Origin of the sequence: Pseudomonas sp. NY11955, assembly GCF_048068035.1 — a bacterium.
Classification (GTDB): domain Bacteria; phylum Pseudomonadota; class Gammaproteobacteria; order Pseudomonadales; family Pseudomonadaceae; genus Aquipseudomonas.
Genome location: NZ_JBLUPS010000006.1, coordinates 149,215 through 164,549 on the forward strand (window position 1 = coordinate 149,215; position 15,335 = coordinate 164,549).

A 15,335-nucleotide genomic window follows, 5' to 3' on the forward strand; every position below is an offset into this window, starting at 1 on the left:
AAGGCGAAGAACGCCCGTTGGCTGTCTGCCAGCGAGCGTTCCTCGCCCGTTAACCTGGTTAGACCACCGCCACGCAGTTTTTTTTGCCAACGCTATTTGCTTGAAGCGATATCAAATTCACCTTGGGCTTCATAAGTAAGGTTATTGGCCGAGTATCTGCATGAGTAGGAGCCTGTAATGCGTGAGTCGCTAACTACTTTAAAGTCTACATGCCCACTGTCTGCATCGGCATTAATTTTCAATTCGCTTTGAATATGTAACTGTGATTGGCAAGGCGCGCTAGGACCTACATCGAACTTGCCCTGCCTGAAGTCTGGAGTGCCATCATTCGCAAAAAGGGATAGGACGAAGTCGGGGCCATTGTCCACGCCGGCAATAAGTCGCTGCGAGAACACAATGCGTTTGAAATCATGCTCCAGTTTCGGCATGCCGTTTTCAATAAGGGTCATTTTGAAATCGCCAGTGCCATTAGGTTTGGGTAGAACATGTTTTGAAGTTGGGTTTTTCATTGAGAGATCCCCAAGGGGTGAGGTTGCCCTGTAAGGCTATTGCTCAGTTCAACTGTTGTCGACTGGTATAATTGCTAGTCTTTATGGATTGTTCGTGGCTTAAAAATTGCTGGCGCTGTTCGGTTTGTAATGATCGTTACTTGGATTTGCTAGGGACCGTCCCAAGAAAAGCATTGGCCCATGCCCCAATGGCCAAAAGGCGCACGATTTAGGTTGGTTGCAATTGAATCGGCAAGCTGTGAGGGGCAACATGCCTAATGTGCGCGAAATCCAAGCGGTGGGAAATTTCATCGGTAATTATGAAATACCCGCTTAGGACAGGAAGGGCATCAACCCTTGTCGGGCGGCGGCGAGATGCGGTTTAGCACGGTGCTGCCGTCCTTGCTGCGGGTCAGGTAGACCGGCAGCACCTTGGGCAGGTTGTTGACCAGGCGCCCCACTTCACGGGTGTTGTAGATGCCGCTGATGCGAATGCGACCGGTACTGGCATCGGCCAGCTGCAGCGGCGCGTCGAGGTAGCGGTTGATCACTGGCAGCGCTTGCTCCAGGCTCAAGTTGTCGAGCACCAGCTTGCCACTGCGCCAGGCCAGGCTGTTGCCGTAATCGCCGCTTTGCTCCAGCTGCGGCTCGAAATCGCCCTTGTGGTAGCTGGCCTGCATACCAGGGCCAAGGCGATAGCCGCCGGCGCTGCCATCGCTGGACACCAGCACCGAACCTTCCACCAGGGTGACCTTGACCTGGTCCTGGTACTTCCACACGTTGAACTGGGTACCGGTGACCCGGGTCTGGCCACGGCCGGCACGCACGATGAATGGGTGGCTGCTGTCGTGCTGCACCTTGAAGAAGGCCTCGCCGCGCTTGAGCGTGACCTGGCGCTGGTCTTTGTAGTTGAGGTAGGTGAGTTCGGTGTTGAGGTTGAGCTGCACCGTGCTGCCGTCGCTCAGCTCCACGGTTTGCATGCGGTCACTGGCTTCGAAGTGCTGGTAGTGGTTGGGCAACCAACCCTGTTCCCACCCCATCCAGCCTGCCAGCGGCAACACCGCCAGGGCAATCGCCGCAGCAGACGCCAGTGGCCGCCAGTTGCGCGGGCGCGAGGTTTGTTTGGCGGGCGGGTTGAAGTCGATGACGGTGGCGTTGCGCGGCAGCAAGTCGGCGGTTTGCCAGATTTCCAGCATCGCCTGGTATTCCTCGGCATGCCGGGGGTCGGCCGCCTGCCAGCGGGCGAACGCCTCGCGCTCGGCCGCCGTGCAATCTTCGGCGTGCAGGCGCATGCACCAGTGCGCGGCGGCGTCGGTGATGGCATCGTCTGGGCTGGGATTGAGGCGGTCGTGGTTCATTGCGGCTCCGGGTTTTGCGCATTCTACCCTTGCTAGAGGGCTCCCGAGAACCGACGTAATGGCGAATGACTATCAGTTGTGCCGGTTTTTCGTCGGATTTGCAACGGTTTTTCAGCGTTTGAGAACCCTTCGCGCAAGCTGCGACAGCCACAGCCGCGCCTGTAGGAGCAGCCTTGTGCTGCGAAGAGGCCAGTGTTTACAACACAGATTCGCGGTTTCTGTATTGGCCTCTTCGCAGCGCAAGGCTGCTCCTACAAAAAGCGAGCCCGAGACACGCGGGTTAGAACTGCACGGCCTCCAGCTCGTAAAGGCTGCCGCTCCCCGCCCGAATGCTGGCCTCCAGCCCCAACCCGCGTGGCAATACCCGTTGGAAGAAGAACGCTGCACAGGCAAGTTTCGCCCCATGAAACGCGTCATCCTCATCACGTTTGGCCAACGCTACCGCCGCCATCCGCGCCCACATGTAGGCATAGGCGGTCAGCCCGAACAGTTGCAGGTACTCCACGGCCACCGCACTGACCAGGTTGGTGTCCTCAGCGCTGCGCGAGCGCAGCCATGCACTGGTGGCCTCCAGCCGCGCCAGGCTCGCTTGCAAGGCCTCGCGGTGCAGCGGCGCATCGACGCTGAAGGCACGTACTTCGGCGGCAAAACTGGCCAGTGCCTGGCCGCCGTCACCTAACACCTTGCGCCCCAGCAGGTCGAGCGCCTGGATACCGTTGGTGCCTTCATAGATCTGCGCGATGCGCACGTCGCGTACCCGTTGCTCCTGGCCCCATTCACGAATGTAGCCATGGCCACCAAACACCTGCTGGCCGAGTACGCAGCTTTCCAGGCCGTTGTCGGTGAAAAATGCCTTGGCCACCGGTGTCAACAGCGCTACCAAGCGCTGGGCGTGCTCGCGCTCGCCGGCGTCTTGGGCATAACGCGCCAGGTCCAACTGCTGGCCAACGTAGGCGGCGAACGCCCGACCACCTTCGGTGAGCGTGCGCATGGTCAGCAGCATGCGCCGTACATCGCCGTGGTGGATGATCGGGTCGGCAGCCTTGTCTTTTGCCTGCGGGCCGGTAGCGGCGCGGCTCTGCAGGCGCTCGTTGGCGTAGCGGGCGGCGCTCTGATAGGAGGCTTCGGCACAGCCAATGCCCTGTATACCGATGGACAGACGCTCGTAGTTCATCATGGTGAACATCGCCGCCAGGCCCTTGTTCGGCTCGCCCACCAGGTAACCGATGGCACCATCGAAGTTCATGACACAGGTCGCCGAGGCCTTGATGCCCATTTTGTGCTCGATCGAGCCACAGTGGGCAGCGTTGCGTGCACCCAGGTGGCCTTCGGCCTCGACCAGGTACTTGGGCACCAGAAACAGCGAGATGCCTTTGGCGCCTGCAGGCGCGTCCGGCAGCTTGGCGAGTACCAGGTGGACGATGTTTTCGGTCAGGTCCTGCTCGCCGCCGGTGATGAAGATCTTGCTGCCGCTGATGCGGTAGCTGCCATCGGCCTGGGGTTCGGCGCGGGTGCGGATCAGCCCCAGGTCAGTACCGGCATGGGGTTCTGTCAGGCACATGGTGCCGGCCCAGCGGCCTTCGTACAGGGGCGGCAAGTAAGTGGCCTTGAGCGTTTCGCTGGCGTGAGCGTCGATCGCCAGGCAACTGCCGGCGCTCAGCGCCGAATACAGGCTGAAGCTGCAGTCGGCGGCGTAGAGCATTTCTTCGAACAGCACACCGAGCATCTTCGGCATGCCCATGCCGCCGTATTCCGGGTTGCCGCCCAGGCCGACCCAGCCACCTTCGCGGTAGGTGTGCCAGGCCTCGCGGAAGCCGTCGGGGGTGGTGACCTGGCCTGCGTCGAAGTGCACACCTTGCTCGTCACCGTTGCGGCTGAGCGGGGCAATCAGCTGGGCGGTGACTTTGGCGGCTTCCTCGAGGATGGCGTCGGCGGTACCGGCATCGATGCGCTCGGCCAGGGCGGGCAGGCGGGTCCACAGGGCCGGGGCGTTGAAAACGTCATGCAGGATGAAGCGCATGTCGCGCAGGGGGGCGGAATAAGTGGTCATCAGGGGCTCTTGAAGTGGTGAGGTAGTCTGTGAGGCGCGCGCTGTACTGGTGTAGGAGCAGCCTTGTGCTGCGAAAGGGCCGGCATGTGTATCAGGCATACCGGCCTCTTCGCAGCACAAGGCTGCTCCTACAGGGGCGACGTGGCCGTCAAGGCATCAGAGGGCTTTAGCCCGGTCGCGCAGTACGTACTTCTGGATCTTGCCGGTGGAGGTTTTGGGTAGCTCGCCAAACACCACGGTCTTCGGCACCTTGAACCCGGCCAGGTGCTCGCGGCACCAACTGGTGATATCGGTCTCGCGGGTGTCTTCCCGGCCAGGCTTGAGGGCAACGAAGGCGCAAGGGGTTTCGCCCCATTTTTCATCCGGGCGTGCCACCACGGCGGCTTCCAGCACCGCCGGGTGCTTGTACAGGGCGTCTTCGACCTCGATGGTGGAAATGTTCTCACCACCGGAAATGATGATGTCCTTGAGCCGATCCTTGACCTCGACATAGCCATCGGCATGCCACACGGCCAGGTCACCGGTGTGGAACCAGCCGCCACGGAAGGCCTCGGCGGTGGCTTCAGGATTTTTCAGGTAACCCTTCATCACCGTGTTGCCGCGCATGAAAATCTCGCCCAGGGTATTGCCGTCGCGTGGCACCGGCTGGAGCGTTTGCGGGTCGGCGACCATCAGGCCGTCGAGGGTCGGGTAGCGCACGCCCTGGCGTGACTTGATCCGCGCACGCTCCTCCAGCGACAGCGCGTCCCATTCGTCATGCCAGGCACACACGGTCACCGGGCCGTAGACTTCGGTCAGGCCGTAGGTGTGGGTGACCTTGATGCCCATTTGCTCCACGGCGCCAATCACCTTGGCCGGTGGCGCGGCACCGGCGACCATGGCCTGCACCGGGTGCTCGATGGCTGCCTTGGCCGCCTCGGGCATGTTGACCAGGGCGTTGAGCACGATCGGCGCGCCGCACAGGTGGCTGACCCGGTGTTCGCGGATCAGGGTGAGGATTTTCTGCGGGTCGACCCGGCGCAGGAATACGTGGGTGCCGGCCAGGGCGGTGATGGTCCAGGGGTAGCACCAGCCATTGCAGTGGAACATCGGCAAGGTCCACAGGTACACCGGGCGGTGGCCCATGGCCCAGGTCATCTGGTTGCCCAGCGCGTTCAGGTAAGCACCACGGTGGTGGTAGACCACGCCCTTGGGGTTGCCGGTGGTGCCGGAGGTGTAGTTCAGCGAAATGGCCTGCCACTCGTCATCGGGCCACTCCCAGGCAAAATCCGGGTCGCCTTCGGCGAGCAGGGCTTCATAGTCCAGCTCGCTGACAGCACGGCCTTCGCCGTACTCCGGGTCATCCACATCAACCACCAGAGGCGGGTGTTCGAGCAGCGCCAGGGCGGCTTCGATGACCGCATGGAATTCGCGGTCGGTGATCAGCACCTTGGCCTCGCCATGCTGCAGCATGAAGGCGATGGCCTCGGCGTCCAGGCGCACGTTCAGGGTATTGAGCACGGCACCGGTCATCGGTACGCCGAAGTGTGCTTCGAGCATGGCCGGGGTATTGGGCAGCATCACCGCCACGGTGTCGCCACGGCCAATGCCGCGGCCGACCAGGGCGCTGGCCAGGCGCCGACAGCGTTGGTAGGTTTCTTGCCAGTTGCGGCGGATGGCGCCGTGGATGACTGCCGGGTAATTGCCGTACACGGCGGCGGTGCGTTCGATGAAACTCAGCGGGGTGAGGGCGACATGGTTGACGGCAGCGGGCATCAGGCCCTGGGCATAGATCGACATGCGGTAATCCTGTAAGGGAGGCAGGCGCAGCCTGTGCGCTTGGCCCCCGATGGCTGATTGTTAGCTCTGTTCAGGGTGCAGGGAGGCGGACGGCGGGCCGCTCCCTCTGTCGCAGTTTTACGCGATTCGCTATGGTAGTAGGAATATCGACTATAGCAATATAGTAAAACTACTATAACAACGAGCCACCTACCGTGGATAACCCTGCCTACCCCTTGCTCGCCAAAGACCCTCAGCCCAGCCTGTTGCTGGCCAGCGATGCGAGCCCGCTGGCGCTCAACCCGGCACTGCAAGCCTGGCTTGCCGAAGGCCCGGCGCTGGCCCAGTGGCTGCCAGCCAACTGCGCCGCCCTGGTGCGTGCGTGCCTGCGCCAGCACCGGGCGATCAGCGATGTCGAAGTGCAGGTTGGCGAGCGCGTTGTGCTGTGGACATTCATGCCGGACGACCAGGGCCAACAGGTGCTGGGCCGCTGCCGTGACGCCAGCGAAGAGCGCCTGGGCGCACGTGAAGCCAGTCGCGCCCGCCGCCTGTATAGGCTGATCATCGAAAACACCACCGACCTGATCTCCCGGCACAGCCCCGATGGCCGCTTTCTCGATGCCTCGCCGGCAGCCTACCGCCTGCTCGGTCTGTGGCCCGAGCAATTGCGCGGTATGCCCGTGCACGCCCTGCTGCACCCACGCGAACGGCGCCAGGTGCTGCGCCAGGCCGCTGCGGCGCTGGACCAGGACGGCTACCACACCATGACCTGCCGAGTCCGCCAGGCCACAGGCAACTACCGCTGGTTCGAAATCGCCAGCCGGGCGATTCGCGAGACCTACACTGGCGCGGTGGTGGAAGTGGTCAGCGTGTCCCGTGACATCACCTTGCGCATCGAGGCGCAGGAGAGCCTGGCCCACGGTGCCCGCCTGGCTACCCTGGGCGAACTGGCCTCGGGAATCGCTCACGAGATCAACCAGCCGCTGGCTGCGGTGGTCAACTACGCCAACGCCAGCCTGCGTTACCTGCAGGGCCTGGAGCGTGACCCAATGGCCCGTGAGCGGGTAGGGCAAGGCCTGCAGCGCATCCGCGAGCAGGCCACCCATGCCGCCGAAGTGATCCGCCGCCTGCGTGCTTTTCTGCGCAAGGGGCCACGGCGGCTTCAGGCGCTGGACGTGGTCGAGGTGGCTGGCGAGGCCATGCGCCTGTGCGCCTGGGAAGCGGCGCGTGACCAGGTGCAGGTCGAGTTGCGCATGAGCGCGCAGCTGCCCTTGGTTTATGCCGACCGGGTGCTGCTGGAGCAGGTGCTGCTCAACGTGCTGCGCAATGCCATCGATGCCAATCGCGAGCAGCAGGGCGAGCGGCCGTCACGTATCCTGCTTGGCGCCGCCCGTGATGGCGATGGCGTGCTGATCGAGGTCGCCGACCAGGGCCCGGGCGTGGCGGCCGAGCGCCTGGATGAGATCTTCACGCCGTTCACCACCAGCAAGGCCGACGGCCTGGGCCTGGGCCTGAGCATGAGCCGCAGCCTGATCGAGGGCTTTGGTGGCAGCCTGTGGGCACGGGCGGGGGATAACGGCGGTTTGGTACTTTGCTGCCGGTTGGCGGTCAGCAGGGGATAACGGGAGGCAGTGTTGCAAGCAAAAGTGTATGTGGTCGATGACGACCAGGGTATGCGCGACTCGACGGTCTGGCTGCTGCAGTCGGTGGGCCTGCAAGCCCTTCCGTTCGCTGGCGGGCAGGCGTTTCTCGACGCCTGCGTCGACGATGGGCCCGCCTGTGTGCTGCTGGATGTGCGCATGCCGGGGCTAGGCGGGTTGGCCGTGCAGCAGGCGATGCGCGAGCGTGGTTTGATGTTGCCGGTGATCTTCGTCAGCGGCCATGCCGATGTGCCGATCGTGGTGCGGGCGTTCAAGGCCGGTGCCTGCGACTTTATCGAAAAACCGTACAGTGACCAGTTGCTGCTCGACAGTGTGCAGGCTGCACTTGAACACGCCGGGCGGGCCCGGCAGGGCGACCAGGCGCTGGCCTTGGTGCAGGCGCGCATCGACGGCCTGACGCCGCGTGAGCGTGACGTGTTCGTGCCGTTGGCCCAGGGGTTGAACAACCGTGAGATCGCCGAGCAGTTGGGCGTCAGCGTGAAAACCGTGGACCTGTACCGGGGGCGGGTGATGAAACGGTTGCAGGCGGCCAGCCTGGCGGAACTGGTGGGCATGGCCATCGCTTGCGGTGCGGTCGAGGCACTGGGCCTGCGAGCGCTCGGCGCCAGCTGACCTCAACCACATCCTGTGTCCTGCACGCCCTTTGTAGGAGCAGCCTTGTGCTGCGAAGAGGCCATCAGCTCTGGCATCTCCATAGGCCGTTGCGGCCCCTTCGCAGCACAAGGCTGCTCCTACACAGGGCGGCGCCGCTGGCAAGTATTATGAAATTTTTGATAGCGAGCTAATCAAAGCTTTGACATTCACTGCCTAGGCAGTAATATTTTTACACAATTACCCGAGCAGTCTTCGATGGCCCATTTCTCTCCCGAAAACTTCCAGACCTGCGCCATCGGCATGTTGCTTGGCCGTGCGGCGATCCTGAAGGACCGCATTCTCGACTGGCACCTCGAATCGGAGGGCGTCACCGCCGCGCAGTTCAAGGTTTTGATCATCGTCACCCAGTACCAGGTGGATACCCCGGCCGAGCTGTGCCGCTACCTGGGCCTGGACAGCGGTTCGATGACCCGCATGCTCGACCGCCTCGAGCAGAAGGAGCTGATCGTGCGCAACCGTTGCGCCGATGACCGCCGCCAGGTGCGACTGGCGCTCACTGCCGACGGTCAGCGCTTGGCCGACCGCCTGCCGGAAATTGGCGCCGCGGCCATGAACGAGCTGTGCGGCGTGCTGGCACCTGAAGAGCTCAAGACCTTGGAAGGCCTGCTGGCCAAGGTGCTGCTCGGTGCTGGCGACCCGTTGACGATCCGCCGCTTTGGCGATCGTTGAACCCTGTCACGAATTTTCCAAGGTATTGTCATGGCCACTCCCGCAGACACCCCGACTCCCTCCGCCACGCCCGAGCCGTCGCGCAAGCGCAAGGCCTGGCTGCTTGGCCTGCTGTTGCTGCTGATCCTTGCCGGTATCGGCACCTGGGCCTGGTACAGCCTGGTCGGCCGCTGGCACGAAAGCACCGACGATGCCTACGTCAATGGCAACGTGGTGGAGATCACACCGCTGGTCACCGGCACCGTCACCAGCATCGGTGCCGATGACGGTGACCTGGTGCACGCCGGCCAGGTGTTGCTGCAATTCGACCCGGCCGACAGCGAAGTGGCCTTGCAGTCCGCCGAAGCCAAGTTGGCGCGCAGTGTGCGCCAGGTCCGCGGGCTGTACAGCAACGTCGATTCGCTCAAAGCTCAGCTGGAAACGCGCCAGGCCGAACTGCGCAAGGCGCAGCAGGACTTCAATCGGCGCAAAGTGTTGGCCGACAGCGGCGCGATTGCCGCGGAAGAGCTGTCCCACGCCCGCGACGACCTGAGCGTGGCCCAGGCTGCTGTCAACAGCGCGCGCCAGCAACTGAGCACCAGCAGCGCGTTGGTCGACGACACCGTGGTCTCCTCGCACCCCGAGGTAATGGCTGCCGCTGCCGACCTGCGCCAGGCTTACCTCGACCACGCCCGCACCACGCTGGTGGCCCCGGTTACCGGCTACGTCGCCAAGCGCACGGTGCAGCTGGGCCAGCGCCTGCAGCCGGGCACCGCGACCATGGCGGTGATCCCGCTGGACCAGGTGTGGGTCGACGCCAACTTCAAGGAAACCCAGTTGCGTGACATGCGCATCGGCCAGCCGGTGGAAATCAGCGCTGACCTGTACGGCAACGAGGTCAAGTACAGCGGTACGGTCGACAGCCTCGGCGCGGGCACCGGCAGTGCCTTTGCCTTGCTGCCGGCGCAGAACGCTACCGGCAACTGGATCAAGATCGTCCAGCGCGTCCCCGTGCGCATCCACCTCAGCCCCGACCAGCTCAAGGACCACCCACTGCGTATCGGCCTGTCCACCGTGGTGGAAGTCGACCTGCACGACCAGAGCGGCCCGACCTTGGCCCAGCAGCCACCGCAGCAGGCCAGCTACACCACCCAGGTGTATGACCGCCAGCTGGTGGAAGCCGATAACCTGATCGCCCAGCTGATTCACGAAAACAGCGCACCTGGCAAGACGGCGCAGCGATGAGCAACAACGCCGCTGCCCAGTTCACGCCGCCGAGCCTGCTGCTGACCACCATCGGCCTGTCGCTGGCGACGTTCATGCAGGTGCTCGACACCACCATCGCCAACGTGGCCTTGCCGACCATTTCCGGCAACCTGGGGGTGAGTTACGAGCAGGGCACCTGGGTCATCACGTCGTTCGCAGTGAGCAACGCCATCGCCTTGCCGCTGACCGGCTGGCTGAGCCGGCGCTTCGGTGAGGTGAAACTGTTCATCTGGGCCACGCTGCTGTTCGTGCTGGCTTCGTTCCTGTGCGGTATCGCCCAGTCGATGCCCGAGCTGGTCGGGTTTCGCGTGCTGCAGGGTGTGGTTGCCGGGCCGTTGTACCCGATGACCCAGACGCTGCTGATTGCTGTGTACCCCCCGGCGAAACGGGGGATGGCCCTGGCGCTGCTGGCGATGGTCACGGTGGTGGCGCCAATTGCCGGGCCGATTCTTGGTGGCTGGATCACCGACAGCTACAGCTGGCCGTGGATTTTCTTCATCAACGTGCCGATCGGTTTGTTCGCGGCCGCTGTGGTGCGTCAGCAGATGCGCACGCGGCCGGTGGTCACCAGTCGCCAACCGATGGACTACATCGGCCTGCTGACGCTGATCATCGGCGTTGGCGCCTTGCAGGTCGTACTCGACAAAGGCAACGACCTGGACTGGTTCGAGTCGTCGTTCATCATCGTCGGCAGCCTGATCTCGGTAGTGTTCCTGGCGGTGTTCGTGATCTGGGAACTGACCGACCGCCACCCGGTGGTCAACCTGCGCCTGTTCGTGCACCGCAACTTTCGCGTCGGCACCATCGTGCTGGTCGGGGGGTATGCCGGGTTCTTCGGCATCAACCTGATCCTGCCGCAGTGGTTGCAGACGCAGATGGGCTATACCGCTACCTGGGCGGGCCTGGCGGTGGCGCCGATCGGCTTGCTGCCGGTGATCATGTCGCCGTTCGTGGGCAAGTACGCGCACCGGTTCGACCTGCGGGTGCTGGCAGGGCTGGCGTTCCTGGCGATTGGTACCAGCTGCTACATGCGTGCCGGATTCACCAGCGAGGTGGACTTCCAGCATGTGGCCTTGGTGCAGCTGTTCATGGGGATTGGCGTGGCGCTGTTCTTCATGCCGACCTTGAGCATCCTGCTGTCCGACCTGCCACCGCACCAGATTGCCGATGGATCGGGGCTGGCGACTTTCCTGCGTACCCTGGGTGGGAGTTTTGCGGCTTCGTTGACCACCTGGATCTGGATTCGTCGGGCAGACCAGCATCATGCCTACCTGAGCGAGAACATCAGCCAGTTCGACCCGGCTACGCGGCATACGCTTGAACAGTTGGGTGGGGCCAGCCCGCAGGGTTATGCGAAGCTGGAGCAGATACTCAATGGGCAGGCCTACATGATGTCGACGGTGGATTACTTCACCTTGATGACCTGGGTGTTTGCTGGGTTGATCCTGTTGGTGTGGTTTGCCAAGCCACCGTTTACTGCCAAGGCGGGGCCGGCATCGGCGGGGCATTGAGCAAGTGGGGCTGTCCCTTGCGATGCCTGCTCCATCGTGGATAGCGATAGCCGAGTCCTCAGCTATCGCTATCCCGTTTCCATTTCGACCTGGCGTCGGCCCTGGGTACAGAAGCAAGTACATGATTAGAATCAAACGCTCTTGCTCTTGCTCTTGCTCTTGCTCTTGCTCTTGCTCTTGCTCTTGCTTTGGCTTTTGCTTCTAAGCGCGCGATAGTTCAGGCAACACAGATTGCGACTTCAGGAGGCCGAGCGAAGGGCTTGCGGAGGGAGGTGACGGGCATGGATGCCCGTCAAGCGCTGAGGCCCCATGGATGGGGCCTGCAGCGCGTACTCCCGGGAGCAAGACCGTAGCGAGGGAACCCCGGAGCGCAGCGTAGGGGCCGGATGATAGGAGCGCAGCGTTTTTTGGTTACTTTTTGTCGCGTTTGACAAAAAGTGACCCGCCGTAAGGGCGGAAAGGTGACTCAGCGCCACCTGCGCGAATGAATGTTTACTCGGTGTGAAGGCCCACATCCAAGAAGCAAGAAGCAAGAAGCAAGAAGCAAGAAGCAAGAAGCAAGAAGCAAGAAGCAAGAAGCAAGAAGCAAGAAGCAAGAAGCAAGTTTTTCTGTTTTGACTCAGCGAACAGTCCATTTGCGATGGCGACGCTGAGTCACCTTTTCGCCCTTACGGCGAGTCACTTTTTGTCAAACGCGACAAAAAGTAACCAAAAAACGCTGCGCTCCCATCATCCGGCCCCTGCGCTGCGCTCCGGGGTTCCCTCACTCCGGCCTTGCTCCCGGGAGGACCGCGCTGCAGGCCCCATCCTGGGGCCCAGCGCTTGACGGGCATCCATGCCCGTCACCTCCCTCCGCAAGGCCTGCGTTCGGCCTCCTGAAGTCGCGAAGATCAAGATCAAGATCAAAAGCAAGAGCAAGAGCAAGAGCAAGAGCAAGAGCAAGAGCAAGAGCAAGAGCAAGAGCAAGAGCAAGAGCAAGAGCAAGAGCAAGATCAAGAGCAAGAGCAAGAGCAAGAGCAAGAGCAGATGAGTGTCTGAGCTGACCTTGGTCATTCCAATACACAGGCATTTCGCCTATCGTCAGCTCTCCCTCACTAGAACGACTGGCACATTCATGGAGAACGTCATCGTCATCACCGGCGGCAGCCGCGGCATCGGCGCCGCCACGGCGCTGCTGGCCGCCCGCCAGGGCTATCGCATCTGCATCAACTATCACGCCGACGACCAAGCCGCGGAAAACATCCTCGGCCAAGTCCGCGCCCTGGGCGCCGAGGCCATCGCCGTGCGCGCCGACGCCAGCGTCGAGGATGAGATCATCCAACTGTTCCAACGCGTCGACGAAGAGCTCGGCCCCGTTACCGCACTGGTCAACAACGCCGGCACCATCGGCCAGCAGAGCCGCGTTGAGGACATGTCCGAGTTTCGCCTGCTCAAGATCATGAAGACCAACATCGTCGGGCCCATGCTCTGCGCCAAGCACGCCTTGCTGCGCATGGCCCACCGGCATGGCGGGCAGGGCGGGGCCATCGTCAATGTGTCGTCCATGGCCGCACGGCTTGGCTCACCCAACGAGTATGTCGACTATGCAGCCTCAAAGGGCGCGCTCGACACCTTCACCATTGGCCTGGCCAAAGAAGTGGCAGGCGAGGGCGTGCGGGTCAATGGCGTACGGCCCGGCTACATCCACACCGGCTTCCATGCGCTGTCCGGTGACCCGGATCGCGTCAGCAAACTCGAACCCAGCTTGCCCATGGGGCGCGGTGGGCACCCCGAGGAAGTGGCCGAGGCCATACTCTGGCTGCTCTCGGACAAAGCGTCCTATTCCACCGGCAGCTTCATCGACCTGAGCGGTGGGCGCTGAACACGCCCATCAATCCTTCAGCAGTTCGCGTACCCGCTCGGCCAGCACTTCCAGTTCGAACGGCTTGGTCAGCACCAGCGTACCTTGCAGCAGTTGGCCATCGCTGAGCGCCGCGCTCTCATCGTAGCCAGTGATGAACAGCACCTTGAGGTCGGGGTAACGCTCACGGCAGCGTTCGGCTACCTGGCGGCCATTCAGGCCACCAGGCAGGCCGATGTCGCTCAGCAGCAGGTCTGGCCGTTCGCCGCTTTGCAGGTGGGCAAGGGCGGCCGGACCATTTTCGAAGGCGTCCACCCGATAGCCCAGCTCTTCCAGCACTTCGCCTACCACCAGGCGCAACGCTGCCTGGTCTTCGATCAGCAGGATGCGCTGCGCAGCGGTGCTGCCCTTCGTCAGTGGCAAACCCCGCTGCTTGGGTACCGCGGCTTCGGGTTGCTCATGGTGTCGCGGCAGCAGCAGCTCGATGCGTGTACCTTCACCCAGCACAGATAACACACGCAGTTGCCCTCCCGATTGGCGCACGAAGCCGTAAGTCATCGACAACCCCAGGCCGGTGCCCTGGCCCATCGGTTTGGTGGTGAAGAACGGATCGACTGCGCGCTCCACCACCTCAGCCGACATGCCTTTACCAGTGTCGATGATGCTCAGCCGTACATACTCGCCGGCTGCTATCTCCAGTGCCTGGGCCTGCTCTTCGTCAAGCTGCAGGTTGTCACCGACGATGTCGATCACACCGCCTGCTGGCATGGCGTCGCGGGCGTTGATGCATACGTTGAGCAAGGCGCTTTCCAGTTGCGGCGGGTCGATGAAGGTTGGCCACAACTGGCTGGTGAACTGGCTGTTCAGGGTAATCGATGGGCCAATGGTGCGGCGTAGCAGCTCCTCCATGCCGGCCACCAGTGTGGCTACCTGCGTCGAGCAGGGCTGCAAGGTCTGCTGGCGGGAGAACGCCAGCAGCCGGTGCACCAGCGAAGAGGCCAGCTGCGCCGAGCCGCTGGACAGCTCCAGCAACGGTTCCAGGGCGTCGAAGCGTGACTGGCCCAGGCGTTGGCGCATCAGCTCCTGAGCGCCGAGGATGCCGCCCAGCAAATTATTGAAGTCGTGAGCGATGCCGCCACTGAGCTGGCCCACGGCTTCCATTTTCTGTGCCTGGCGCAGGGCTTCTTCGGCCTTGGCCAGGCGTTCCTGCTCTTGCACCCGCTCACTGATGTCATAGGCGAACAGAAACGCGCCCTGGATCTCGCCTTCATGGTCGCGCAGGGTGTTGAAGCGTAATTCGTAATGACGCTGCATAGGGTGTTTGCCAAAGGTGCCGATCTCGACGAACTGCTCACCCGCCAGGGCCCGCTTCCACATGGACAGGCTCAGTGTCCGATCGTCGAACCCAGCACCTATCAGGTCTGGCAAGTAATCGCCGATTTCAGGCGTTCGCCCGAACAGCAACTGAAAGTCACGCTTCGCTTGCTGGTTGATCGCCAGTAGGCGCATGCCTTTGTCGACCACGTGCACATTGACCACGCTGTGATCGACCAGCTCGGCAAACAGCCGCCGCTCTGCCAGCGCAGCATTCACCCGCTGCTCCAGTTCTTCGTTCAGCCGCTGCAGGGCCTGCTCTGCACGCCGGCGATCGGTGACGTCCTTGAACAACACCGCTACCTGGCGTTTCTCGGCAGGCTCTACGCGGAATGTGGTCACCGATAACACATGGCCAGTGGCGACCAGTTCCTGCTCGAAGTGCAGGGGTTCGCCGGTGCGAAGTACTGCGCCGTAGCGGGCCACCCAGTCATCGGCCTCATCGGGCACCATTTCGCGCAGCTTCTGCCCGACCACATTGGGGATGCCGGCGTGCTTGGCATAGGCCGCGTTGGCCAGCACATGCACATAGTCACTCAGCGGACCGTGCGGGCCGTCGAAGAACTCGATGATGCAAAAGCCTTCGTCCATCGTGTCGAACAACGACCGGTAAAAGTCCCGATCCTGGTCTTGAAGGCTAGCGAGTCGTGCTTCCAAAAGCGTGTTCTGCCGTTGCAGGGCTTCGACTTGTTGACGCAGTGAGAGCAGGTCGCGCGATGGCATGCCG

General features: G+C 62.7%; 12 protein-coding genes. 7 read left to right on the forward strand and 5 right to left on the reverse strand.

Going from position 1 to position 15,335, the window contains the following annotated elements; all coding sequences use genetic code 11:
* Positions 1-92: 92 nt before the first annotated feature.
* From ACNFBR_RS13600 to ACNFBR_RS13615, 4 genes are all read right to left on the reverse strand, one after another.
* Positions 93-509, reverse strand: a complete 417-nt coding sequence (locus ACNFBR_RS13600; protein WP_416735377.1) for a hypothetical protein — start codon at positions 507-509, stop codon at positions 93-95.
* A 329-nt stretch (positions 510-838) separates the two neighbouring features.
* A complete protein-coding gene (locus ACNFBR_RS13605) occupies positions 839-1,846 on the reverse strand; it encodes a FecR family protein (RefSeq protein WP_416735378.1) in 1,008 nt (335 codons plus the stop codon).
* 280 nt (positions 1,847-2,126) lie between these two features.
* A complete protein-coding gene (locus tag ACNFBR_RS13610) occupies positions 2,127-3,896 on the reverse strand; it encodes an acyl-CoA dehydrogenase C-terminal domain-containing protein (RefSeq protein WP_416735379.1) in 1,770 nt (589 codons plus the stop codon).
* A gap of 156 nt (positions 3,897-4,052) precedes the next feature.
* Positions 4,053-5,675 carry an acyl-CoA synthetase gene (locus ACNFBR_RS13615; protein ID WP_416735380.1) on the reverse strand — a complete coding sequence of 541 codons (1,623 nt, stop codon included), beginning with the start codon at positions 5,673-5,675 and terminating at the stop codon, positions 4,053-4,055.
* Between the two features lie 194 nt (positions 5,676-5,869).
* Between ACNFBR_RS13615 and ACNFBR_RS13620 the strand changes: the two genes are divergently transcribed.
* The 7 genes from ACNFBR_RS13620 to ACNFBR_RS13650 all read left to right on the forward strand — a co-directional run bounded on the left by ACNFBR_RS13620 (position 5,870) and on the right by ACNFBR_RS13650 (position 13,255).
* Entirely contained in the window at positions 5,870-7,276 is a 1,407-nt protein-coding gene (locus ACNFBR_RS13620; protein WP_416735381.1) for a sensor histidine kinase, read from the forward strand.
* Positions 7,277-7,285: 9 nt separating this feature from the next.
* Complete coding sequence (locus ACNFBR_RS13625; protein ID WP_416735382.1) at positions 7,286-7,927, forward strand: response regulator transcription factor; 642 nt, start codon at positions 7,286-7,288, stop codon at positions 7,925-7,927.
* Positions 7,928-8,164: 237 nt separating this feature from the next.
* Positions 8,165-8,638, forward strand: a complete 474-nt coding sequence (locus ACNFBR_RS13630; RefSeq protein WP_051094854.1) for a MarR family winged helix-turn-helix transcriptional regulator — start codon at positions 8,165-8,167, stop codon at positions 8,636-8,638.
* 30 nt (positions 8,639-8,668) lie between these two features.
* Complete coding sequence (locus tag ACNFBR_RS13635; RefSeq protein ID WP_416735383.1) at positions 8,669-9,862, forward strand: HlyD family efflux transporter periplasmic adaptor subunit; 1,194 nt, start codon at positions 8,669-8,671, stop codon at positions 9,860-9,862.
* A complete protein-coding gene (locus tag ACNFBR_RS13640) occupies positions 9,859-11,394 on the forward strand; it encodes a DHA2 family efflux MFS transporter permease subunit (protein WP_416735384.1) in 1,536 nt (511 codons plus the stop codon). Before ACNFBR_RS13635 ends, ACNFBR_RS13640 begins: the two co-directional genes overlap by 4 nt.
* Positions 11,395-12,229: 835 nt before the next feature.
* Complete coding sequence (locus tag ACNFBR_RS13645) at positions 12,230-12,424, forward strand: hypothetical protein (protein ID WP_416735385.1); 195 nt, start codon at positions 12,230-12,232, stop codon at positions 12,422-12,424.
* An 84-nt stretch (positions 12,425-12,508) separates the two neighbouring features.
* Positions 12,509-13,255, forward strand: a complete 747-nt coding sequence (locus ACNFBR_RS13650) for an SDR family oxidoreductase (protein WP_416735386.1) — start codon at positions 12,509-12,511, stop codon at positions 13,253-13,255.
* 9 nt (positions 13,256-13,264) lie between these two features.
* Here ACNFBR_RS13650 and ACNFBR_RS13655 read toward each other — a convergent pair whose 3' ends face one another.
* Complete coding sequence (locus ACNFBR_RS13655; RefSeq protein ID WP_416735387.1) at positions 13,265-15,331, reverse strand: PAS domain-containing protein; 2,067 nt, start codon at positions 15,329-15,331, stop codon at positions 13,265-13,267.
* Positions 15,332-15,335: the final 4 nt, after the last annotated feature.